Origin of the sequence: Bradyrhizobium sp. CCBAU 51765 (genome assembly GCF_015291725.1) — a bacterium.
GTDB classification, from domain to species: domain Bacteria; phylum Pseudomonadota; class Alphaproteobacteria; order Rhizobiales; family Xanthobacteraceae; genus Bradyrhizobium; species Bradyrhizobium liaoningense.
The window spans coordinates 2,321,475-2,340,816 of record NZ_CP030038.1; the positions used below are offsets into that span (position 1 = coordinate 2,321,475).

Consider the following 19,342-nt stretch of genomic DNA (forward strand, 5'->3'; position numbering starts at 1 on the left):
TCGTCAATTCATGAATAGCCGGACATGCGCTCTGGTGTGGACGGCGGCCAGGATTTCCGTCAGCGGAGCAAAACTGGCCATGTCCGAAAGTCGCGCCGCCGCGGCGGCGGGGTATGCCTCTTCTGCCTTCCGGGTGAGCTCGTAGAGAATTTTCTGCGTATCGATGTGGCTGACCCTCATCAGCCTTAGGGCCGCTCCGAGGATCGTCGTCGCAACTCCGTACTGATGAACGACGAACGCCTGGCTGGCGGGCAGAGACTGTACGGCAAAGCCGATCGGCAGCGCTACCGGGTAGCAGCCCGGAGTCACGGACGCTTCAATGCGCTCGCGCCACGTGCGAAGGAGCGGCGCGCCGACCACCTCCACGCCCATCTCCGTGAACTTCTTGCCCGTGCGAACCGACATCGCCCGCGCTTCGTCGGAAAGCTTGCGGGCGTAGACCTGCGCATCGATCCGGGCGAGCGTGTCAACGTCATTTGCGGCTGCCGCGCGATGCGCGGCGATCAGCGCGATGCAGTCGCTGCGTGCGGCCTGCTCGAGCGCTGTGTGTGTGAACGCGCGGAGCGTAGCAGCATCGGTGACGACGCCTTCCTGGATCGCGGATTCCACTCCGCAAGAAAATGAGAATGCGCCGATGGGGAACATCGAATCGCCGAACTGCAACATCCGCGAGAGAAATGCGGCGCTGTCTGCTGCTTTGGCGCCCTCATTCGCGATGGTCATGCGCGGACCGGCCGTTTGCAGGCGATGCTTGCGTCGGATCTCCCGAGTCCACATCGCGGCGCGCCGGCGGATGCCCGTGAACGTGGCCGCCGTCGGGCTCGATGCCGGCGTAGCTCTCGTGTGTGTGGGAATGCACAGGGCCTTCCGCTCCGCCGAAGAGGCGCCGCGATTCATGTGGAGCAAGATAGGGAATGACATCCCGGCCGGGTACGAACTCGTAGCGGAGTCCCTCGAAGCGGTGCGTGTTCATGACGGACGCCATCACCTTGCGGTCGACGGTGAGCGGGACATAGACGACCGTGTCCTTGACAAGCGCGGGCCAATGCTGGTTGCCCATCGCGTGGCCCAGTTCCACGCATGTCCGCATCGCCAGCTTCGGCGGAAGCCTCGTCAGTTCGTCCAAATGCACGATCATCACGTCACGCAACTCGATTCGCGCAATGATCGCGGAGCGCGCATGGGCATCCCAAAGCAAGACGTCTCCATCGCGGATGTGGGTACCGCGGTCGATCGAGATTGCGACTTGCACGCCCTTGACCGTCGTCTTCCGGAAGCGGCTCTTCTGCGCTTCCCATTGGTCGATCTCGAGCAGGTCGGTATCGGCGGATGACAAGCGCTCCGCCCATTCATGGTCGTCGATGCTGCCTACGATTGAATCGATCAGGATCATGCCAGGTGCCTCAGCTGAAGAAGTATTTCTGGTTCAACGACACCGTCTTTAGGGGGGGCACGGTCGCGTGCTTGCCGTCGACCGTCACCGCAAAGGTTTCCGGATTGACTTCGATCTTCGGCGTGCCGGCGTTTCGGACCATATTGCTCTTGCCGATATTGCGTACATTGCGTACCGGCATCACCTGCCTGCGGAGTCCCAGCCGCTCCTTGACCCCGGCGGCGTGCGCTGCGCCGGAGACGAACGTGATGCAGTTCTCCGCCAGCGCGCTACCCTGGGTTCCGAACATGGCCCGATAATAGGTGGGCTGGGGCGTCGGGAGCGACGCGTTCGGATCCCCCATGACCGCCCAGCTGATGAAGCCGTTCTTAATCACGATCTTGGGCTTCGCGCCGAAGAACGCAGGCTCCCACAGGACGAGGTCCGCAATCTTGCCGACCTCCACTGAGCCGAGCACCTCGCTAAGACCGTGTGCAATGGCGGGATTGATCGTGATCTTCGCTACGTAGCGTAGCACCCGGAAATTGTCGTTGCCGGGCGCGTCCTCCGGAAGCTTGCCGCGGCCGGTCTTCATCGCATCGGCGGTCTGGACGCAACGCAGCCAACATTCCCCGATGCGGCCCATGGCTTGGGAATCGCTCGAGAACATCGAGATGATCCCGAGATCCTGAAGGACGTTTTCCGCCGCGATGGTCTCAGCCCTGATGCGACTCTCCGTGAAGGCCACATCGGACGGAATGTCCGGACTGAGGTGGTGACAGACCATGATCATGTCGTAGAGCTCCGCCTGCGAGTTGATGCCGTAGGGGAGCGTGGGGTTCGTCGAAGAGGGCAGCACGTTGGGAAGGCCGGCGATCTTGATAATGTCAGGCGCATGGCCGCCGCCGGAGCCCTCGGTATGGAACGAATGGACCGTCCGCCCCTCGAACGCCTCGATCGAGTCGTCGATGAAGCCAGACTCGTTCAAGGTGTCGGTATGAATGCAGACCTGCGTGTCCGTCTCGTCGGCTACTGTCAGAGCGGACCGCAGCACTGCCGGAGTGGTGCCCCAGTCTTCGTGACACTTCACGCCGACTGCGCCCGCCTCGATCTGTTCGATGAGGGCCGCCTTGCCGTGTCCGTGACCCTTGCCGAGGATGCCGACGTTGAGAGGCCAATCCTCGAACGCGCGTAACATCATGTTGATGTTGCCGGGACCGGATGTCACCGTCGTCGCATTGGAGCCGTCGGAAGGGCCCGTGCCACCGCCGATCAACGTCGTCGTGCCGTTTGAGAGTGCGGCCTGCGCCTGCTGCGGAGAAATGAAGTGAATGTGCGTGTCGATCCCGGCGGCTGTCAGGATGAGATGCGAACCCGAGATGGCGTCGGTGGCCAGACCTATCTCGAGCCCGGGCGTGACACGGTCCATGATCTGCGGATTGCCGGACTTGCCGATGGCACAGATGCGGCCATCCTTGATGCCCACATCCGCTTTCACGACGCCGAGCACCGCGTCGATCACGGTGACGTTGGTGATCACGAGGTCGGGAGCGCCACCCGCCCGCGTCACCTGATTGTCCATACCCATGCCTTCGCGCATGCTCTTGCCGCCGCCGAAAACGATCTCGTCGCCATAGCCGCCGCGCAGATCGCGCTCGATCTCGACGAACAGCCCTGTATCACCCAAGCGGATGCGATCACCGGTCGTCGGACCGAACAGGCCGACATATTCTTGTCGCGATATGGTCGCCATCGTCGCCCTCGCTCGAGAATAGGAGTGTCAGGCCTTCGTCTTGACGGAACGGAAGCCGCGCTCCGTCGCCTGTGCCACCGCCTTGGATTTGACCGTGGCGGCGTCCGAGCCGGCGGTAGGACCGTCGACGAGATTGTTGAAGCCATAAACGGCACGCTTGCCGCCATATGGAACGAGCTCAACCTCGCGTTCGTCGCCGGGCTCGAACCTGGTCGCAGTCGAGGAAGGAATATTGAGGTGCAGTCCGAAGGCGGCTGCGCGATCGAATTCCAGCGCGCGATTGACTTCGAAGAAGTGGAAGTGCGATCCAACCTGTATCGGCCGGTCTCCGGCGTTGCGCACCTTGAGTGTCGTGACGGGGCGATCTGCGTCGAACGAGATCGCAGACGGGCCGTAGATGTAGCCGCCGATCGGTACATCGACCGTCGCCGGGTCGACATCGGCGGCGATCTTGGGACCGGCCTTTGGTCCAGCCATGTTGAACTCCTGCTAGGTTGTCATTGGATCGGCGTATGTACTGTCACCAAACGGCTCCCGTCGGTAAATACCGCCTCGATCTGAACCATTGGAATGAGATCGGCGACGCCATCCATCACGTCGGCCTTGCTCAGGACGGTGCGCGCTTCATTGGTCACATCTTCGATTGTCTTCCCTGCACGGGCACCATCGAGAGCCGTCGCCGAGATGACGGCTACGGCCTCTGGATAGTTCAGCTTCAGGCCTTTGGCTTGTCGCTTCAGCGCAACGTCAGCCACCATGTAGACAAGCAGCTTGTCGAATTCTCTCGGCGTTAGTTGCATGCAGTCCTCCTGAGCTGCTGGCGAAGGGCAGGCTGACATTGCTAGTCATGCAGCCGCTCGCCGGAGCGGGCAATGGGGCTTCTACCTAGTCACGGATTGGGAAATACCTAGCGAGCGGAATGTCATTGCGCTTGGCCTGTCCAGCGCTTGATTCTCCTAATATGACAGCCGACACGGCGGCAGGGAGCCATTGGTTCTTGTTGCTCATTGTCTCCTTCGTCCAATCAATGACGGCTGAATGGGCTTCGGGACGAAGCTGGCTCTTTGGATTTGCGCGGTTGGCAAGGAGCATTTCAGGCCTCACCGCCATCCGCACACCCGACGACCGCGATGCCACCAGCAGACCCAGCGGCGACGGCGTCTCCTGTGCGGGGGCCCCCAGCCCGGGTGAGGAGGCGGGGGCGGTCCCCACCACTGCGCCCGCCGCACGAAGTCCGTCGGCTTGCCGGTTTTCGCGAGATCGGAGTCGATCGGCATCGCCTCCGCGACGCGAACGAAGTGGACACCGACGGCGCCGATCGCCGCGGCGACTACGGCATTCTGTGTAAGGCCAAGGAAAGCGCGTCGGGTAGGAGCGTTCATCGCTTTCTCCTTCATTGTCATGCCGTCCTGCGCCCCGATTGCAGCGCGTAGCGCAGCCACGCCAGGCCATGCACGATCAAGTCGACGCCAAGCAGGAAGCCGAGCGCCCAATCGCTGATCGTGGGGAAGCGGAACAGGATCAGCACGCCCGCGAGGATCGCGAAGGCGCCAGAAATCAGCATGATCCAGCCGTTCTGCCCCCAATAGGCAAAGCTCAGAATGCATCGTATGACGCCTGATGCGAACAGCACCGCGCCGAGAACATAGGTCAGGATCAGCGCGCCGGAGGCGGGTTGGGTGAGCAGCACGAGACCGAAGGCGAGATAAAGCGCGCCGAGCACGATCTGCCAGAAGAAACCGCCCCACCCTTTCGTCCAGAACGCGTGTGCAATCTCGAACGCGCCGGCCGCGATGGCGGTTAGTCCGATGAACTTGACGCTGACGATAGTCGCAAACACAACATCGCCGAGGGCGGCGGCGCCGGCGGCGACCAAGATGATGCCAAGCAGAGCGCAAACCCAGACTGGCGGAGGCCCTAGAGCTTCGATTCCTGACCGGCTGTCAAAGACTGTCATGCCACCCTCCAGATCTGACCGGCACGTTTCGGATGCTAGTTTCTGATCAGCAAAATGGACATCCGACGAAACCCTGAACGACGGTCGGGAATGTGCGTATGTGTGAATGGGACCGCAGCTTCCGGGAACGGCACGGCGACGGCTTATCGCCGACCTCGCGGGCCCAACGTCAAGTGGGTCACCCCCGCCGCCAAGTTGATCCCGATCGACCGCTCTATCGACAGCGGCTGCAGGACCACGGTACGGCGAGAGCCGCCAATCAGAACGTTGGCTCCGAGGCCAGGGCCGACGGCGAGGCTGCCGCTCGCGCCCACATAGCTGCCTCGCAATGTGCCGGGACCGATCCGCGAGTTCTTGGCAAGCACGGCCCAGGACAGCGTGCTCGCGCTGGTCACGCCGAAGTCAAGGCCAACGCGCCTGATCCGTCCCTCGTAGATGTACTGCCGGGGTGGACGCCGCGCGTAGAACACACAGCGCAACGATTGCGCCGATCCAAGCACCAGCCCAACTCGAGGCGTGGAGAAGCACAACAGTCTGCCGACCCTGAACGTCTCCGCCCCCGCGGGCGAGACGATGGTGCAAAGCCAAGCCGACACACCGATGATTGCAAGATATCGCAACTTTTGCATTCAATCCTCCGCCTGCTTGTTCATTCCGGCGGGGACCTGTGAGGGCCGATCCTGGCGCAGCCAGAACGAGATGGCGAGGCCGATCAGCAGTACGGCGCCGAGAAGGAAGAAAAAAATGGACTGTTTGAGCCAGGATATCGCCGGAACGGCGGCGCCCATCGCGAGACCTAGAAAGGAAATTTGCGGAGACAGCAGGCTCACGCCCGCAAGGAACGTGCCGAGCGCAAGCAGCGTCAGCAGGACAAGGCTGGTCGCCGGGGTGGGAAGCAACTGCTGTACGCGGGAGATCAGCATGATGTTCATCGTGACCAGAACCGCGATCCAGTGCAGGGCCTGGGTCCAGATCAAGCGGAACTGGTTCTCCTTGCCTTCGATCTCCGACCACTTGGTAAGGACGCAGACCACGCCGAAGGCAAGTGCCAGGAATTCCCAATAGCCGGTCAGTGGCTGGTGCGAGATGTTGGTATAGGCGACGCCGGCGATGGCGAGCAGCAGCGCTACAGCATAGGGAAGCTGCTGCCACAGGAAACGGGACCTCCGGGAACGCGCCAAGGGACGTTCTGGAGCATGACTTTGCTGCGCAGCGATCCCGCTCATTGCTGCTCACTCGCGGCGGTCAGGGCCGGCTCGAGATCATCGCCAATGTAATCCTCGACATAGAGCCTGATGATTGCGACGCGGCCGACGGCGACCAACGGCATGGCAACGGCGACCCCCATAACGCCGAACAGCGCGCCGAGCAGGACTATCGCAACTAATGTCCAGGCCGGAGGGGTCTCGACCGCATGTCGTTGGATCAGCGGGCCGATCACGTAGCCTTCGATCGACTGGATGATCGTGTAGGCGACGACGGCCCAGATGAGCAGCGAGGTCCCCAGCGGCATCGCGACGAGCGCAATCGGGATCGCGGCGACGATCGGCCCGAGATAGGGAATGAAATTTGACAAGCCCGCCTGGATCCCAAGCACGAAAGGAGCGGGCAGTCCTATGAGATAGAGCGTGATCCATACGCAGAGTGTCATCAGGATGACGCGGACCAATTGACCGACAAACCACAACCGCATGACGCTGCCCATCTCGTCCATCACGGCGCGAGCGCGGGCACGGTACGAGTGCTTGACCAACACGATCACGCTCTCTCGATGGCTGGTGGGATCGTAGGCAAACAGAATCCCGAGGAACAGAATCACAAGCACGGCGGTCAAAAGGCTCGATGCTCCACCCAGCAGAAATTGAGCGTGGCTGAGGAAGCGCACCTGATCCGCGAACAGCCATTGCGCAAAGTCGCGGCCCCATTCCGGACCGAGCAGGTCTACGCCATATGACAGTAAGTGTGTCTGGAGCACGTCGACTTGGGCATCCATGACCTTCAACAGCAGGCGTGTCTGTTCTGGCAACTTGCCTGCGCCCCAGGCCACTCCAAAACCGGACAGCACGGACAGCAGCAAGATAACGAGCGTCAAGCGCCAGACGCGTTTGATGGGAACGACTGGGGCCAGAGCCCGCGTCAAAGCATCAAGAAAGGCTGCGAACAACACGCCCGCGAAGACAATCAGCAGACTGGAGACGGTTTGCCATATCAGGAAGAGGGCGACGCTCGTGGCAAGCAAGGTGAGGCCGACCGCCAGCATGCTCGGCCGTCCGGTTTTTTCGGCCTGGTCAGCAGGATTCTCGTGCAGAACGACCTCGCGGATTCTGTCTGTTCCCATCCTGGAATCGCTCATCACTCGGTCCATTGCCAGGGGTGACGCTCAGATGTGACGACCAGGTCGGCGATCCCTCAGGTGCGAACACGACGGCTGCCATAGTGCGGGTGCCTGCCGCCGCGATGGCGCCAGTAGCGGTGCTTGAAGGGATTGGCATTGGTGTTGGGCGCCACCTCTTTTGGTGCAACCGCACCAGTCTCTTTTTGCGGCGTCGCGGTACTGTCCTTCGGCTGCGCGACCGAAAGGGACGGCATGATAACCGCCACCAATCCGCCCAGTACCAAGGCGCGCCCAATGGGGTGAATGTTCATCCTCGCCTCCTTGCGGCCGGGGGACCACGGCTCAGACCGCCTGGCTCTGGCGGCCTGCGCGCAGAGCCAGGCACCACCCGCGACCTTAGAAGTACGCGTCGCGTGCGCACATCAGGGATTCTCTGTAGACGGCGAGGGCAGGAAATCGGCAGGCGCGCCGAACGCTCAGGAGGTGGAGGTCGGATCCGGCTGCCGGCCAACGAGCACGACACTGCCGCGGAAGAACTCGCCGGCCCTGGCGAGCTCGGCGGCGACATGCCGGGCGTGGCGGATGGCGGCATCCTGATCGGCGCAGTCTTGTCCAATCCCATCGGGACAGACGCCGTACTTGTCGGCAATGTGAAAGAAGAAGCGCATGCCTCGGATTAGGGCAGACAGGCTCCCGCTTCCAAGTGACAAAGGCGTAAGGAATCTACGCCAAAGGGCGCAGCCGACCGGGCAGGTTCCTGTCTTGCGGGACTGTAACGCCAGCAGCGGGCGACGCTTGGGGGCGCCGCGAGCATATCCGGAGCAGGTGGTTTTCACCGCAGCAATTCGGGTCATCGTCCGATGCCGCTCCGCTGGCCGAAGGGATAGCGTGGCCCCGCTGGGGCGAGTTCCAGAGGAGGCAGCGATGTCCAATTTTGACCAGAACCTGGCGGCCGCGGAGACGGCGGGCAGCGCGATTGCGGTAGACGCCGGATTGCGCGACTACATGCTGCGTATCTACACCTACATGGGCGCGGGCGTCGGCTTTACCGCCGTCGCCGCTTGGCTCACCTATCAGATTACTGATCCGGCCTGGCTGCAGAGCCCATTGATGTGGATCTTCATCCTGGCGCCGCTTGCGCTGGTGTTCTTCATCGGCTCACGCATCAATACGCTGTCGGCACCGACGGCGCGGCTTCTGTTCTTCGTCTATGCAGGCTTGATCGGCATATCGCTCTCGATACTGCTGCACATTTATACCAGTTCGTCGATCGCTCGCGTGTTTTTCATCGCAGCCGCCAGTTTCGGCGCGCTCAGCCTTTTTGGCTATACGACCAGGCGCGATCTCTCCGGGCTCGGCACCTTCCTGTTCATGGGCCTGATCGGAATCATCATCGCGAGCCTGGTCAATCTGTTCCTGTGGTCGAGTGCGCTCGACTGGCTGATATCGATCGTCGGCGTTGGCGTGTTTGCCGGGCTCACGGCCTACGATACGCAGCGGATCAAGGCGATGTACGACAGCGCGGATGACCAGACCTCTGCAGGTCGCAAGTCAGTCTTGGCCGCGCTGTCGCTCTATCTCAATTTCATAAACCTGTTCATGATGCTGTTGCGGCTGGCGGGCGGCCGACGCTGAGGCGAGGAAAGCCGGCGGTTCATGCCGCCGGCCGCTCGACGGCGCTGGCCAAGGCGTCGCGCAAGACCTTTTCCTTGGTGTCGTCGAGAGACGTTTTGAGCACGACGCCCCCGGCGTCCTTGATCTCCTTGATCACCTTGTCCGCGGTCATGTGCTTGATCAGGACGAACAGGGCCGCGTTTCCGGTCTGGAGATTTGCGGCCAATTCCTTCATGAACTTGTCATCGATGCCGAAGTCCGACAGAGCGCCACCGAGAGCACCTGAGGCCGCGCCCACAGCGACGCCCAGGATCGGATTAAGAAAGAGAACGCCGATCAGAAGCCCCCAAAAGCTTCCTGTCATCGCGCCCATGGCGGTCGTGTTGACGAGTTGATTGAGCTTGATGCCGCCCGATTCCGTCTTCACGGCGATCACGGCGTCGCTGATCGTGATCAGATATTCCTTCTGCAGCCCGAGCAGTCGTTGGCGCACCTCTTCGGCCTTCGCCTCGGATGGATACACGATCGCAACCAGATCGGACATGGAGACCTCCTGTTGGTTCGAAAACATGCGGAGCGGAACATCAGGGCCGACGTTACGGCGCAAAGGTCAGCTTCGGGATCGGAGGAAACCCTAGGCCTGATGGCTGAATGTCCCCATATCGTGGGCTCGCACATGCAATCGTGTCGCTCCGCCGACCCAGACAAGTCCTCATGCTGGCGAAATCGGCCAGCAAAATCCGCGCAAAGAAAATCTCGCCGCGACACTGGATCGACGCGCGCCTTTTCAACGCGTGCAACGCCACGAAAACAATGTTTCGAGTGCATCTATTATGTGTCAGCGAAGGCGTTTCCGAAACATCTCCGCGACGATCGCGCCATATTTGTTTATCCGAATTTTAAGATCGAGGCGTCAGTGGCAATAGCCTCCATATGGTTGCTCCCGCGGACCGCCTGCTTGTGCAAAGTCCCATTGAGGGTTTTAATCTAGGATAATGCTACCCTCTGGTGTGGTGCTACCTTCAAGAGTATACTCAGCCCCGGGGCACAAGCTCTCGGGCGGGGCCACAGAGAAGAGGAGCGCGTACGATGCTGCATGGCTCCCGCAATCCTAAATGGAAAAAGGCCGCCGTCTGCGAATGGCATCACATCGGTCCGGCAGCGGCGAACGACCAACTCCATTGGTGGTCTTCGAAGGATCTTCTTTTCCTTGTGCGCCCTTCTTACGGGGGGCGCTTCATATACGAGGGGGCCAATTCCGCGTTCGAGGCTTGTCTTGGGCTGTCTTCCGAGGACATCTACGACAAGGATATCTCTGATTGTATGGGCAAGGAGGACGCTATATCGGTGTCCGAAGCCTTTCGGGCGTGCGTCGCACAAAGCAAAGAGGTCAGAATTCACCAGCATCTTGCGTTCGGCGGCCCGCGGCGGATGGTGGAGACCACTGTTGTACCGATCGTCGATCCCATGGTCGGTCGCGTCGTCCGGCTAATGGGAAACCATCGTGCCGCGTGCGACGGTCGCTGTGACATTGTTACTGAAGGTGCCGATCAGGCGCATGCCAACATCGGCTTGATATCGATCCAGGACGGCATTCAGGAGCGGATTGCGTCCGATCTCCACGATTCGACTTGCCAATATTTGATTGCTGCGAGTCTGGGCCTGATGCTGATGCGGACCAGCTTAACGGACACGTCCCGATCGCAGCAACTTTGCGACGAAATCGATACGTCTATTGATAAAGCTCTCAAGGAAATCCGCGGCTTTGCCTATCTGCTGCATCCTCAAAATCTGACGGTCCATGGTTTGAAGGCGGCAATCGAGCAGTACGCAGAGGGAGTTGCGGCGCGCACATCGCTCCAGATTCATACGAGGATCGTATCCGACGTAGATCGATTGTCCCATGAAACGAAGCACGCACTTCTGCGTGTCGTTCAGGAGGCTCTTACGAACGTCGTTCGCCATGCCAGAGCGACGGAGACGAGAATTGTCATCAACACGGCGGGCCCCAATTTTCGGCTGACGATCAGTGACAACGGACGTGGTTTTGCGACCGACCCTGCGAGTAAGGGCGCGAGTTCCATCCCGATTGGGGTGGGAATTCCTGTGATGAGGGCGAGGCTGCAACAGGTCGGAGGCACCTTCGATATCAGGTCTACTCCGGCAATGGGGCAGTCCGGCACAAAGTTGTGCGCAATCGTTCCGCATGGTCCCGTCGGGAATACACATAGCCGGCGAAAGCCCATACCGCGCTTGCAGGTACGCAATAGGGAAGAACATTGATCACCGGCTCCGATTGGAAGTTGCCTGGTCCCTTCATCTTGGAACCGCGCCGTCAAGAAAAAGGACCTTGGAGTACTTTGTCATGAAGCGGCTTCTTATCGCGGACGACCATGATGCGGTGCGGTCCGGCTTGCGCGCGGTGCTGGAGCAACGGCCAGGCTGGGAGGTGGTGGCCGAGGCCAGTGATGGCGGAAAGGCGATCGCCGCGGCCATTGAAAGTCGGCCGCACGTCGCGATTCTCGACTTTTCGATGCCGCGGATGACGGGCGTGGAGGTCGCGAGGCGGATCAGGAACTATCCATTGCAGACCGAAGTCTTGATCTTCACGGTGCATAACTCCAGCCTGCTCGCTCATGAGGCCTTTGAGGCCGGTGCCCGTGCGTTCCTCTCGAAGTCGGACGCCAACAAGCTGCTGTTGGCGGCCGTTGAGTCGCTTCTGCTGCACAGGCCATTTTGCAGCGGGGTTTGCCCGAACGAATTCGATAGCAGACGACTGGTCGGGGAAGGCAAGAATCGTCCACTCACCCCGCGGGAGCAGCTTGTCGTCAAGCTGGTTGCGGAGGGGTACAGCAACAAGAACATCAGCGTCGTCTTGAACCTCAGCCTCAAGACAACCGAAGCTCATCGAGCGGCTGCAATGCATAAACTGGATGTGAATTCCACGGCGGGGTTGGTCCGGTACGCAGTTCGGGCAGGACTGGTCGACGCATGACGGTTTTTGGCGGACTTCGGTCGCGTCGGTACCTTGGCCGGGACATCTCAGGGTTATCCGGGATAATCCTATTGGGCGGGACCGGTATAATCGCTCGCTGCTGCTGGTCGTCTTCGTCGCCTGCTCGACAGGCCGGAGTCGGAAAACGGGAACGACACCGTGAAACGCATCTTGGTTGCGGATGACCATGAGGTTGTGCGTTCCGGGCTTCGCGCGATCGTTGAGACGCGCTCCAACTGGACCGTGTGTGGAGAGGCGTTCGACGGCGAGCAGGCCGTCGCATTGGCCCTTGAGACGAGGCCGGACATCGCGATCATCGACTATTCAATGCCTCTCATGAACGGCTTGGCTGTCAGCCGTCGGCTCAGGTCGCTTCATCTGCGCACGGAAGTGCTGGTTCTGACGATGCATGAAACGGAGGAACTCCTGACAGAAGCCCTCTCGGCAGGCGTTCGCGGGTTCTTGTTCAAGTCTGATGCCCGGAAACACCTGATTTCGGCGATTGAAGCACTGCTTGACGGCAAACCCTATTTCACCAGCGTCCTGCTCGAGAAGCTGCTCCAACAGTACCAGGTCAACGCGCGGAACGAATCAGGCAGGCTGCTGACCTCGCGCGAGCAGAACGTGGTTCAGTTGATTGCGGAGGGACACACCAACAGGTCCATAAGTGCGATCCTGAAGCTGAGCGTGAAGACTGTGGAAACGCATCGCGCCTCGGCAATGCGCAAGCTTGGCATGTCGTCAACCGCTGAACTGGTCCGCTATGCGATCCGCAAGAAGTTGGTTTCGCCATGATTGGATTCCTGATCTTGGAGCAGAGCTGATGACCCGCCGCTTGGGGAGGGAGGTCCTGGTTAGGCCGACTTGGGATAGTTGGACGGTGTCAGGTGGCGTAGAGGCGCCCGTTTTGAACTCTTAATCAGCGGGTCCCAGGTTCGAGCCCTGGTGCGCCCACCATATAAGGCCTTCTCGATCAATTGCTTGGGCGAGCCGCTTTTCGAGAACAATACGAGTCTCGTGCGTAATTCCTTGTAATCGGACGTTACACGGTCGGACCGGGCGTCGATCTTTCCTTTGTTTCTGTACCTTCGCCCATTCGATACGGCGCGGAAATCCGATGGTACAGGCCGATCACGTGCTCGTCGTAGATTAGGATACAAGAGCGAGCAAAACGGGCAATCTGTTATGCTATGCCCGTCGCCGCAGGCTATCGATTTGCTCCAGTGGCGACCTGGCTATCAAAGGTCTGTCTTTCCGCCTCCGGCCGCAGCATGGCGGTGAGGTCGTAGAGGCGGGCAGTCGCGGCGAGCAAATGAATCCGCCTTCCGACGACACCTAAGCCCAAAACATGCGTGGCGATCGCTTGCCACAGTCCGGGCCGTAAATTGTACGAAGATCCTGTGGTCGCTTGTCAGGCGAGGGCTTGTAGGTGGCGATGTAGGGATGGGCGATGTCGTTCCGAGTCGGCCGACGCCGACTTTACCTGAATCGGCCTGGATACATCGAGCGGCAGTGCTCGCCGGCTGGAGACGTTGCGCACCGCGAGACCAGAGCGGATGCTCGCGACACCGGCGATCCGGGATATGCGTGCAATCAGATTCTCGAGGTCGGAGACGTGCAGCCGAAGCATGCGACGGTCTGGGCTTCGGTGGGTGTTGCCCCAAGTAGGCGTTTCGAGCATCTGCGCGATGAACACCATACCCAACCTCTCATGACCCAATTCCCTGGCATTCTCCCGCGAGCAAAATCAATCGCGTCTGACGGAGCGAATGATCGGGTCAGTTTTGCGCAAAATACGCAATAGGACTTGAATATTGCGCGATATGAGCATATTTAGAGCGGTTCACGAATTTATTGAATCGGAAGGGATTCCGGATCTGGGGCGAATATGATTCAAGATGCTGGCTGGGCTGGAGGCCAGCATCCGATGGTGCGACCAATTTCCAACGATTTGCGCAAGCGCGCGGTATCCGCTGTTGCCAAAGGTGAGAGCTGCCGATCTGTGGCGGAACGGTTTGGCGTTGCGGTCTCGTCAGTTGTGAAGTGGTCACAGCGTTATCGAGCGACCGGTTCGGTAGCGCCTGGCAAGATGGGGGGTCACCGCAAGCCTGTGCTTGATCCGCATCGCGCCTTCATCGTCGAACGGATCACTCAGACGCCGCATCTGACGCTGCATGGCCTGAAGGCGGAACTGGCAGCCCGTGGGGTCAAGGTTTCACACAACGCGGTCTGGCTGTTCCTACGCCGGGAAGGGCTGCGGTTCAAAAAAAACATTGTTCGCCCTCGAACAGGCTCGCGCCGACGTCTCTCGTAGGCGCCAGCGGTGGCGATCCTGGCAGGCCGGACTTGATCCGGGTCGGCTCGTCTTCATCGATGAGACCTGGATCAAGACCAACATGGCCCCTTTGCGAGGCTGGGGCCCCAAAGGGGCACGCCTGCGTGGCTTCGCCCCGCACGGGCATTGGCGTACCCTCACATTCCTCGGCGCACTCCGCCATGACCAACTCACAGCACCCTGCGTCTTCGACGGCCCCATCAACGGCGAATGCTTCCGCGCTTATGTGAAGCACCTTCTCCTGCCAACCCTGCGCGAGGGGGACATCGTCATTCTCGACAATCTCGGAAGCCACAAGTCGAAAGCCATCAGGCAGATGATCAAGGCTGCCGGCGCCAGGCTCTGGTACCTGCCGCCATACTCGCCCGACCTCAACCCGATCGAACAGGCCTTCTCCAAGATCAAACATTGGATGCGGCAAGCTCAGAAGCGCACCATCGAGGACACCTGGCGCCATATCGGTCACCTCGTCCAGGACATCCAGCCTCGCGAATGCGCCAACTACTTCGCAAGCGCCGGTTATGCTTCAATCAAAATGTGAAACGCTCTAGTCAGATAACTTGCTCGGTTTTTAATAGGAAAACGCGCAAAGTGATCAGAAGTGTGCTGTGCGGTGTGCGGGAGGACAACAAAGATGCAGGTTCCAATCAAGCGGGCGATCGAGAGCGTGCCTGGCGGGATGATGGTGGTCCCTCTGTTGGTCGGGGCGCTTATTGCCACCTTCTTTCCTGACACCCCGAAGTTCTTTGGCTCCTTCACCGGCGCACTGTTCTCTGGAGCGCTGACGATTCTCGCCGTGTTCTACGTTTGCATGGGCGCGAGCATCGACTTCCGCGCGACCCCCTACATTGTGAAGAAGGGCGGCACCCTGCTGATCGTGAAGGTTGGCGTGGCCGTTGTCCTCGGCCTGATCTTCGGCCGCATTTTGGGAGAGACGCCGGTCGCAGCTGGCATGTTCGCGGGTGTCTCGACGCTCGCGATCGTCGCCGCCATGAACGACACCAATGGCGGTCTCTACATGGCGTTGATGGGCCAATATGGACGTCCGCGTGACGTTGGCGCCTATACCGTCATGTCGCTGGAGAGCGGTCCTTTCCTCACCATGATCACTTTGGGCGTCGCCGGCCTCTCGGCATTTCCATGGCAGACCCTCGTGGGCGCTATCCTGCCTCTGGTGGTGGGTATGATTATCGGCAATCTCGACAGAGAGATGCGCGACTTCCTGAGCCGTGCTGTGCCTGTGATGATCCCGTTCTTCGCCTTCGCGCTCGGCGCCGGCCTCGATCTGTCTAAGGTTTGGCAGGCCGGCCTGCTCGGCCTCGGCATGGGAGTGGCCGTGGTGGTTGTGACCGGCATCCCGCTGTTCCTCGCCGATCGTATCACCGGCGGGAATGGTGTCGCGGGTGTTGCGGCGGCCTCGACGGCCGGTAATGCGGCGGCCGTCCCGGCGATTGTCGCCGCGGCGAATCCGGCCTATGCGGACGCGGCGCGGCCTGCGACTATCCTCGTCGCGGCGTGCGTCGTGGTTACCGCAATTCTCGTGCCGATCGTCACCGCATGGACAGCCCGCGTTGTTGGTCGCGACGTCGCGGAGCCTGCGGAAGAGAACAACGTGGCTTCTTCCGGCAAGATGACCCCCGCGGCGCGCTCGATTGTCACTGAGGCAAGTCACTGACACAATGTCACCGAAGCAGGTCGCTGAAGATGGCCCCTAAAGCGTTTTCGAGCGAAGTGGATGCCGGTTTGCGTCAAGAAAACGCGTCAAGCCAAAGCTGGCTGATCGTCGCTGACGATCTCACCGGTGCCGCGGACTGTGCGATCGCCTTCGGCAGAAGGGGGCGTGCGGCTGCGGTGACGTGGGGTGAGATGACCGACGCATCGGGCTACCAGCTGCCCGTCCTGGCCTACGATGCCGCGAGTCGAGGCCTTTGGGCCGGGGCCGCTGCAGCCCGCCATGCCGATGTGCTGGCGCGCCTGTGCGAAGGCGGACGTATTCTCTTCAAGAAGATTGACTCGACGCTGCGGGGGCAACCTGCAGCGGAGACTGCCGCCGCGCTTGCGCATCTCAAGTCACGGTCGGGTCCGGCCTTCGGCGTGTTCGCGCCCGCCTTTCCGGCCACCGGCCGCACCACCATCGACGGGCGTATTCTGGTCAAAGGCCGCCCTCTCGAGTAGGCCGAGGTCTGGCGCCGCGACCACACCTATCCGAACGCCGATCTTGTCGACGTTCTCGCGACCGCGGGCGTCCGCGGTGAGAAGGTCAAGCTCGCTGCCGTCCGCGGTGGCGATCTCAAAGCCATGTTCGCGAGGCTTGCCCGGAAGGGCGACGTGGTCGCGGCCTGCGACGCCGAGACTGAACACGATCTGCGTTTGATCGCGGGGGCGAGCCTGCATGCATCGCCCGCAACCTTCTTCATCGGCAGCGCCGGCCTCGCGCACGCCCTGGCCGGCCTCGAAGTCAGCCATGCCGCCGAGCCACTGCGCATTCCGACGAGCGCTTCCGGCACCCTGATCGTGGTGGGCTCGCTCGCCGGCGCATCTCGCGCCGCCGCGCGCAAGCTGGAGGCGACCGGCACCGTGGCGCATTTCCCGGTCGCGCCGGAGACGCTGCTCAACGATGGTGCCGGCCGGGCGGCGCTCGCCGCGGGCGTGATGAAACGACTTGCCGGCGGCGGCGATACACTGGTTGAGATCATGATGGATGATCACCCCGACATGTCGCTCGGCCCGCAGCTCGCCAAGGGGCTGGCCGACGCTCTTGAGGCCGTCGCACCCGCGATCGGTGCCTTCGCTGCGACCGGCGGCGAAACCGCCGCGGCGATGCTGTCGCGCTTCGGCGTCAACGGCATCCGTCTTGCCGACGAAATCGAGCCGGGCGTGTCGCTCGGCCTTACTCTTGGCCGATTGTCTGTTCCGATCGCCACCAAAGCGGGCGCGTTCGGTGACGAGAACAGCCTCATTCGCATCAGCGAGCGGCTTCGCGCCGTCCGAACCATAGGAAGTTTCACATGACTCGTCCGACCATTGCGATCACCATGGGAGATCCGGCCGGTATCGGGCCCGAGGTGATCATGAAGGCGCTGGCGCAGCCGCAGGTGCAGGCGATCTGCAATGCGCTGGTCATCGGCGACTCCAACCGTCTGCGCAAGGCCGGTCAGATCGTCGGCGTGCCGCTTGAGGTCGAAGCGTTGAGCGACGCGAAGCAGGCGAATTTTGCGTCGAAGGCCGTGCAGTGCGTTGACCTGAAGCTGGTGCCGGACGATCTGCCGTTCGGCAAGGTGTCGGCGACGGCAGGTGAGGCGGCCTATCGCTATATCGAGAAAGCCGTGCAGGTGGTGCAGGCAGGGCTCGCGCAGGGCATCTGCACCGCGCCGCTTTCGAAGGAAGCGCTCCATGCGGCCGGCCACAAATATCCCGGCCATACCGAGCTTCTGGCGCATCTGACCGGCACGCCGGAAGTGTCGATGATGCTGGTGTCGCCGAAACTCCGCGTCATTCACGTGACCACGCATATCGGCCTGCTCGATGCGATCGAGAAGATCGAGCCCGGCCTCGTCGAGCGTGTCATCGCACGCGGACATGACGTACTGGTGCGCGCCGGCATCGCCAATCCGAAGATCGGCGTCTGCGCCATCAATCCGCATGCCGGCGAGAACGGGTTGTTCGGTCGCGGCGAGGAAGCCGCGAAAATCACGCCGGCCGTGGAGGCCTGCCAGCGCAAGGGCTGGGACGTGCGCGGCCCCCTGCCTGCCGACACGCTGTTCTTCCTGGCCGGCCGCGGTGACTACGACATGGTGGTCGCGATGTATCACGATCAGGGCCATGGACCTATCAAGGTACTGGGGCTGGAAGCCGGTGTGAACATCACTGTTGGTCTACCGGTGATCCGCACCTCGGTCGATCACGGCACCGCCTTCGACATCGCGGGCAAGGGCATCGCCGACGAGCGCAGCCTGATCGAGGCGCTGCGGCAGGCGGTCGATCTCGCGCCGAAGAAGGCGGTTTGAGGGGGGGCGCGGGCTCAGGATGAAGAGCGAGATGCGCGTTAAGCGCTGACATTGCGCGGCCGATGCATCGTGGTATCCATCGGCCGTGCCGCGAAGCCGATACGGTCGAACTCGGCTGACGGCGATGAATCCGGGGGCTGAGGTTCGATGTCGATGCGCAGCAAGGAGCGTCACGCTCGTCTGTTGGAAGCACTGAACGCGGGAGAGATCGATGTCGATGATCTCGCGCGGCGCTTCGACGTCTCCGCTTCCACCGTGCGGCGCGACCTGCAGCATCTTTCCAAGAACAATGCCGTGCGCCGCACCTATGGCGGCGCCATTCTCACTGCCCATGCGAACGAGACGACGCTCGAGCAGCGCCTCGCGGTTCAGGGCAAACAGAAGCAGGCGATCGCGCGCGCGGCGATCGATCTGATCGAGGATGGCGACACGCTGATTCTCGATGCCGGCTCGACGGTCGCAGCCTTCGGCCGACTGCTGCAGCACCGGCGGCTGCGCATCATCACCAACAATCTTGCGCTGCTGCCCTTTCTCGCCAAGGCTCCAACCATAGAGCTTGTGGTGCTGGGCGGCACGCTGCGCACCACAAGCATGAGCACCATGGGGCCGCTCGCCAATGAGGCGCTGCGGCGCATGACCGCGGATCGCGCCGTCATGAGCGCCGATGGCGTGGTGAACGGCCGTGGCCTGTGCGAAGCGGATCTCGAACAGGTCGCACTGAAATCGCTGATGATGCAGCAGTCGAAGGAAGTCATTGTTCTCGCCGACGCCAGCAAGCTCGGCCGCGCCGAACAGATGGCCTGGGCGCCGCTGCCGCCGCGCTGGACTCTGGTGACTGATGTCGGCGCATCTGAGGAGCAGTGCAGGAGTCTCACCGATGCGGGAGCGCGCGTGATCGTTGCCAGCGTTCGCTGAGCCGGCATCGCAATTTTTCGCGTGATCGGAGAAAGATATCGACCCGAGGCGGGGTTGTA

General features: G+C 61.5%; 21 protein-coding genes and 1 pseudogene. 10 read left to right on the forward strand and 12 right to left on the reverse strand.

Annotated features, from left to right (window positions below; genetic code table 11):
* Window positions 1–3 precede the first annotated feature (3 nt).
* The 11 genes from XH96_RS10950 to XH96_RS11000 all read right to left on the reverse strand — a co-directional run bounded on the left by XH96_RS10950 (window position 4) and on the right by XH96_RS11000 (window position 8,085).
* Window positions 4–723 (reverse strand): urease accessory protein UreF, encoded by a 720-nt coding sequence (locus tag XH96_RS10950; protein ID WP_194392500.1) that lies wholly within the window; start codon window positions 721–723, stop codon window positions 4–6.
* Window positions 707–1,393 carry an urease accessory protein UreE gene (gene ureE / locus XH96_RS10955; RefSeq protein ID WP_194392501.1) on the reverse strand — a complete coding sequence of 229 codons (687 nt, stop codon included), beginning with the start codon at window positions 1,391–1,393 and terminating at the stop codon, window positions 707–709. The genes XH96_RS10950 and ureE overlap by 17 nt, the downstream gene beginning before the upstream one ends.
* Window positions 1,394–1,403: 10 nt before the next feature.
* Window positions 1,404–3,125 carry an urease subunit alpha gene (locus XH96_RS10960; protein WP_194392502.1) on the reverse strand — a complete coding sequence of 574 codons (1,722 nt, stop codon included), beginning with the start codon at window positions 3,123–3,125 and terminating at the stop codon, window positions 1,404–1,406.
* Between the two features lie 27 nt (window positions 3,126–3,152).
* A complete protein-coding gene (locus XH96_RS10965; protein WP_194392503.1) occupies window positions 3,153–3,602 on the reverse strand; it encodes an urease subunit beta in 450 nt (149 codons plus the stop codon).
* A gap of 20 nt (window positions 3,603–3,622) precedes the next feature.
* On the reverse strand, window positions 3,623–3,925 hold the full coding sequence (locus XH96_RS10970; RefSeq protein WP_035678625.1) for an urease subunit gamma: 303 nt from the start codon (window positions 3,923–3,925) through the stop codon (window positions 3,623–3,625).
* Between the two features lie 599 nt (window positions 3,926–4,524).
* A complete protein-coding gene (locus XH96_RS10975; RefSeq protein WP_194392504.1) occupies window positions 4,525–5,082 on the reverse strand; it encodes an HdeD family acid-resistance protein in 558 nt (185 codons plus the stop codon).
* A gap of 143 nt (window positions 5,083–5,225) precedes the next feature.
* On the reverse strand, window positions 5,226–5,711 hold the full coding sequence (locus tag XH96_RS10980) for a DUF992 domain-containing protein (protein ID WP_194392505.1): 486 nt from the start codon (window positions 5,709–5,711) through the stop codon (window positions 5,226–5,228).
* Window positions 5,712–6,308: a hypothetical protein gene (locus XH96_RS10985; protein WP_194392506.1), complete on the reverse strand. Its 597-nt coding sequence runs from the start codon at window positions 6,306–6,308 to the stop codon at window positions 5,712–5,714.
* Window positions 6,305–7,435: an AI-2E family transporter gene (locus tag XH96_RS10990; RefSeq protein WP_194392507.1), complete on the reverse strand. Its 1,131-nt coding sequence runs from the start codon at window positions 7,433–7,435 to the stop codon at window positions 6,305–6,307. The genes XH96_RS10985 and XH96_RS10990 overlap by 4 nt, the downstream gene beginning before the upstream one ends.
* A 56-nt stretch (window positions 7,436–7,491) precedes the next feature.
* Window positions 7,492–7,728, reverse strand: a complete 237-nt coding sequence (locus tag XH96_RS10995; protein WP_194392508.1) for a hypothetical protein — start codon at window positions 7,726–7,728, stop codon at window positions 7,492–7,494.
* A gap of 165 nt (window positions 7,729–7,893) precedes the next feature.
* Window positions 7,894–8,085, reverse strand: a complete 192-nt coding sequence (locus XH96_RS11000; protein ID WP_194392509.1) for a hypothetical protein — start codon at window positions 8,083–8,085, stop codon at window positions 7,894–7,896.
* Between the two features lie 256 nt (window positions 8,086–8,341).
* On the opposite strand from XH96_RS11000, the gene XH96_RS11005 reads away from it, so the two are divergent.
* Window positions 8,342–9,052 (forward strand): Bax inhibitor-1/YccA family protein, encoded by a 711-nt coding sequence (locus XH96_RS11005; RefSeq protein WP_194394097.1) that lies wholly within the window; start codon window positions 8,342–8,344, stop codon window positions 9,050–9,052.
* Window positions 9,053–9,071: 19 nt separating this feature from the next.
* Here XH96_RS11005 and XH96_RS11010 read toward each other — a convergent pair whose 3' ends face one another.
* Window positions 9,072–9,575: a DUF1269 domain-containing protein gene (locus XH96_RS11010; protein WP_194392510.1), complete on the reverse strand. Its 504-nt coding sequence runs from the start codon at window positions 9,573–9,575 to the stop codon at window positions 9,072–9,074.
* 545 nt (window positions 9,576–10,120) lie between these two features.
* On the opposite strand from XH96_RS11010, the gene XH96_RS11015 reads away from it, so the two are divergent.
* From XH96_RS11015 to XH96_RS11050, 9 genes and pseudogenes are all read left to right on the forward strand, one after another.
* Window positions 10,121–11,314 (forward strand): ATP-binding protein, encoded by a 1,194-nt coding sequence (locus tag XH96_RS11015; RefSeq protein WP_194392511.1) that lies wholly within the window; start codon window positions 10,121–10,123, stop codon window positions 11,312–11,314.
* An 82-nt stretch (window positions 11,315–11,396) separates the two neighbouring features.
* A complete protein-coding gene (locus XH96_RS11020) occupies window positions 11,397–12,026 on the forward strand; it encodes a response regulator transcription factor (RefSeq protein WP_194392512.1) in 630 nt (209 codons plus the stop codon).
* Window positions 12,027–12,185: 159 nt separating this feature from the next.
* A complete protein-coding gene (locus XH96_RS11025) occupies window positions 12,186–12,821 on the forward strand; it encodes a response regulator transcription factor (protein ID WP_194392513.1) in 636 nt (211 codons plus the stop codon).
* Window positions 12,822–13,953: 1,132 nt separating this feature from the next.
* Window positions 13,954–14,902 (forward strand): IS630 family transposase gene (locus XH96_RS11030; protein WP_194394098.1). Its coding sequence is split into 2 segments (ribosomal slippage): window positions 13,954–14,289 and window positions 14,291–14,902, totalling 948 coding nucleotides; the frame shifts between segments, so codons are not numbered across the junction.
* 93 nt (window positions 14,903–14,995) lie between these two features.
* The gene (locus tag XH96_RS11035) at window positions 14,996–16,036 is read left to right on the forward strand and encodes a 2-keto-3-deoxygluconate permease (RefSeq protein ID WP_194392514.1); all 1,041 of its coding nucleotides are present in this window, start codon (window positions 14,996–14,998) and stop codon (window positions 16,034–16,036) included.
* A 29-nt stretch (window positions 16,037–16,065) separates the two neighbouring features.
* Window positions 16,066–16,746, forward strand: a pseudogene (locus XH96_RS39090) (four-carbon acid sugar kinase family protein); the annotation flags it as partial.
* Between the two features lie 132 nt (window positions 16,747–16,878).
* Window positions 16,879–17,373: a nucleotide-binding domain containing protein gene (locus XH96_RS39095; protein ID WP_246790162.1), complete on the forward strand. Its 495-nt coding sequence runs from the start codon at window positions 16,879–16,881 to the stop codon at window positions 17,371–17,373.
* A complete protein-coding gene (gene pdxA / locus XH96_RS11045) occupies window positions 17,370–18,368 on the forward strand; it encodes a 4-hydroxythreonine-4-phosphate dehydrogenase PdxA (RefSeq protein ID WP_194392515.1) in 999 nt (332 codons plus the stop codon). The genes XH96_RS39095 and pdxA overlap by 4 nt, the downstream gene beginning before the upstream one ends.
* 147 nt (window positions 18,369–18,515) lie before the next feature.
* Complete coding sequence (locus XH96_RS11050; RefSeq protein WP_194392516.1) at window positions 18,516–19,283, forward strand: DeoR/GlpR family DNA-binding transcription regulator; 768 nt, start codon at window positions 18,516–18,518, stop codon at window positions 19,281–19,283.
* Window positions 19,284–19,342 lie beyond the last annotated feature (59 nt).

Excerpts from the sequence above, each read along its gene's own strand:
- pdxA (WP_194392515.1), top strand. The coding sequence starts at position 17,370 with ATGACTCGTCCGACCATTGCGATCACCATGGGAGATCCGGCCGGTATC.
- XH96_RS11050 (WP_194392516.1), top strand. The coding sequence starts at position 18,516 with ATGTCGATGCGCAGCAAGGAGCGTCACGCTCGTCTGTTGGAAGCACTG.
- XH96_RS11035 (WP_194392514.1), top strand. The coding sequence starts at position 14,996 with ATGCAGGTTCCAATCAAGCGGGCGATCGAGAGCGTGCCTGGCGGGATG.
- XH96_RS10965 (WP_194392503.1), bottom strand. The coding sequence starts at position 3,602 with ATGGCTGGACCAAAGGCCGGTCCCAAGATCGCCGCCGATGTCGACCCG.
- XH96_RS10970 (WP_035678625.1), bottom strand. The coding sequence starts at position 3,925 with ATGCAACTAACGCCGAGAGAATTCGACAAGCTGCTTGTCTACATGGTG.
- XH96_RS10980 (WP_194392505.1), bottom strand. The coding sequence starts at position 5,711 with ATGCAAAAGTTGCGATATCTTGCAATCATCGGTGTGTCGGCTTGGCTT.
- XH96_RS10975 (WP_194392504.1), bottom strand. The coding sequence starts at position 5,082 with ATGACAGTCTTTGACAGCCGGTCAGGAATCGAAGCTCTAGGGCCTCCG.
- XH96_RS11000 (WP_194392509.1), bottom strand. The coding sequence starts at position 8,085 with ATGCGCTTCTTCTTTCACATTGCCGACAAGTACGGCGTCTGTCCCGAT.
- XH96_RS11015 (WP_194392511.1), top strand. The coding sequence starts at position 10,121 with ATGCTGCATGGCTCCCGCAATCCTAAATGGAAAAAGGCCGCCGTCTGC.
- XH96_RS10995 (WP_194392508.1), bottom strand. The coding sequence starts at position 7,728 with ATGAACATTCACCCCATTGGGCGCGCCTTGGTACTGGGCGGATTGGTG.
- XH96_RS11010 (WP_194392510.1), bottom strand. The coding sequence starts at position 9,575 with ATGTCCGATCTGGTTGCGATCGTGTATCCATCCGAGGCGAAGGCCGAA.
- XH96_RS10985 (WP_194392506.1), bottom strand. The coding sequence starts at position 6,308 with ATGAGCGGGATCGCTGCGCAGCAAAGTCATGCTCCAGAACGTCCCTTG.
- ureE (WP_194392501.1), bottom strand. The coding sequence starts at position 1,393 with ATGATCCTGATCGATTCAATCGTAGGCAGCATCGACGACCATGAATGG.
- XH96_RS10990 (WP_194392507.1), bottom strand. The coding sequence starts at position 7,435 with ATGAGCGATTCCAGGATGGGAACAGACAGAATCCGCGAGGTCGTTCTG.
- XH96_RS11020 (WP_194392512.1), top strand. The coding sequence starts at position 11,397 with ATGAAGCGGCTTCTTATCGCGGACGACCATGATGCGGTGCGGTCCGGC.
- XH96_RS10950 (WP_194392500.1), bottom strand. The coding sequence starts at position 723 with ATGACCATCGCGAATGAGGGCGCCAAAGCAGCAGACAGCGCCGCATTT.
- XH96_RS11005 (WP_194394097.1), top strand. The coding sequence starts at position 8,342 with ATGTCCAATTTTGACCAGAACCTGGCGGCCGCGGAGACGGCGGGCAGC.
- XH96_RS10960 (WP_194392502.1), bottom strand. The coding sequence starts at position 3,125 with ATGGCGACCATATCGCGACAAGAATATGTCGGCCTGTTCGGTCCGACG.